The 1,787-nt window shown below is 71.2% G+C and carries 2 protein-coding genes; both read right to left on the bottom strand.

Annotation, left to right across the window (positions count from 1 at the left end):
• Positions 1–64: 64 nt before the first annotated feature.
• On the bottom strand, positions 65–1,519 hold the full coding sequence (gene tnpB / locus ACFVYN_RS41325) for an IS607 family element RNA-guided endonuclease TnpB (protein WP_390008084.1): 1,455 nt from the start codon (positions 1,517–1,519) through the stop codon (positions 65–67).
• Positions 1,516–1,787 (bottom strand): recombinase family protein (locus ACFVYN_RS41320; protein WP_390008081.1); only part of this gene is annotated, 272 nt, incomplete at its 5' end. The genes ACFVYN_RS41320 and tnpB, both read right to left, overlap by 4 nt.

Genomic DNA, 1,787 nt, shown 5'->3' with positions numbered 1-1,787 from the left:
CCGTTGCCGAGACCGTAGTCAGGTCTCAGTATTCCGGACGTTTCCGCCCGGAAGGTCCGTCTCGTCACCAGAGCGTGAGGGCTCCGGCTTGAGTACGGTCTCTCGCTTCCGTCTGCCGCTGGTGCGGCAGGGTTGCGCCACCTGCCCGCCCCGCCTCCGCCTTGCGGCGGGGGCGGGTGGTGCGGGTCTTCTGGTCGGCTCCACGAGGCTTCGACACCGATTGGGTGTCCTGGTCTCCGGCCACTCCGGTACCAGTTGTTGCGGCTGCCGCGAGCGCGGCGAGGTTGAGTGCGGCGTTGTCGTCCCGGTCGATGACCAGGCCGCAGGCGTCGCACTGGTAGGTCCTCACGTGCAGCGGCAGTTTGGCTTTCACTGTGCCGCACCCGGAACAGGTCTTGGAGGAGGGGTACCAGCGGTCCGCCGCGATGGTGCGGGTGGCGTGGCGCTGGCGGGTCTTGTAGGTGAGCTGGCGGCGGATCTCCCCGAACCCGGCGTCGGCGATCCTTCGCGCGAGACGCCGGTTGCGGAGCATCCCGGCGACGTTGAGGTCCTCGACCACGACCGTGCCGTACTCGGCCACCACGGCGGTGGTGAGCTTGTGCAGGGCGTCCGCGCGGAGGTTGGCCACCCGGTGATGCACCTTGTTGCGGGCGGCGTTGGCCTTCTCCCACCGCTTCGACGGCTTCTGCCCGGTCCGCCGGTCGGGGCCCTGGCGTCGGGAGACGACGCGGGAGGCGCGGCGCAGCTGCTTGCGTGCCCGGTCGTAGTGCCCGGGATTCACGATGGTGCGGATCTCGCCGGTGCTGTCGGCCATGACCGCGAGGGTCTTCACCCCGAGGTCGATGCCGACCGTCACGTCCGGCCGCGCCACGCGTTGGAGGTCCCGCTTGACCTCGGCCTGGAACGAGACGAACCAGCGTCCGCGCTCGTGCCGCACGGTCGCGGACAGGATCCGGGCCGTCCCGGCCTGGACGCGGGCGAGGAGCTCCACCGTGGGCTCGTGGGTGCGGATCGTGCCCAGCCGGGGCAGGGTGACGTGCCGGCCGTCGGCGTCCACGCGGATCACGCCGGTGGTGAACCGGCAGGCAAGGCGCGCCTTGCGCTTCGACTTGAACCGCGGCGCACCCATCCGCTTGCCGCGCCGCTTGCCGTTCTTGGACTTCGCGTAGTTGTCGAACGCGGCCGACGCGTTCGCCAGGCCGGTGGAGTACGCCTCCTTGGAGTTCTCCTCCCACCAGGCGGCGAACCTCGGATCGGTGTGCTTGGCCTCGTTGAACGCCTTCCGCAGCGCGGGCAGCGACCACGGCCGCCACTTGGTCAGCCCGGCCTCGCCGATGCCGTAGGACTCCTCCGAGCGGCGCTGCCACCAAGAGGCGGTCACCCAGCCGACGGCCCAGTTGTAGGCGGCACGCGCCGCGCCGCAGTGCGAGCGCAGAGCATGCTCCTGGGTGGCGTTCGGGTCCAGTGCGAAGCGGTACGCCTGCACCACGAACCCGGGCTGCGGCTGGAACTTCTTCACTCGGCGGCCTCGCCGGTCGCTACGGCCACCGCGCGGGCGGCCCGGTTCTTCGCTGCCCGCCGCCCGTACAGGCGGGCGCACATGGAGGTGAGCACCTCGGTGATGTCGCGTACCAGGTCATCGGCGGTCTCGGTGGGGTCGAGGACGACCAGGCGCCGCCCGGACGCCGACAGTGCGGCCTCCAGGTGCTCGACGCCGAACCGGGCCAGCCGGTCGCGGTGCTCGACCACGATCACCGCCGTCTGCGGGTCAGACAGCAGCCGGTGCA

The organism is Streptomyces sp. NPDC058307 (genome assembly GCF_042880295.1).
Lineage (GTDB): Bacteria > Actinomycetota > Actinomycetes > Streptomycetales > Streptomycetaceae > Streptomyces.
Note: the sequence above shows the minus strand (reverse complement) of the source record. Positions and strands in the feature narration are given on the sequence as shown.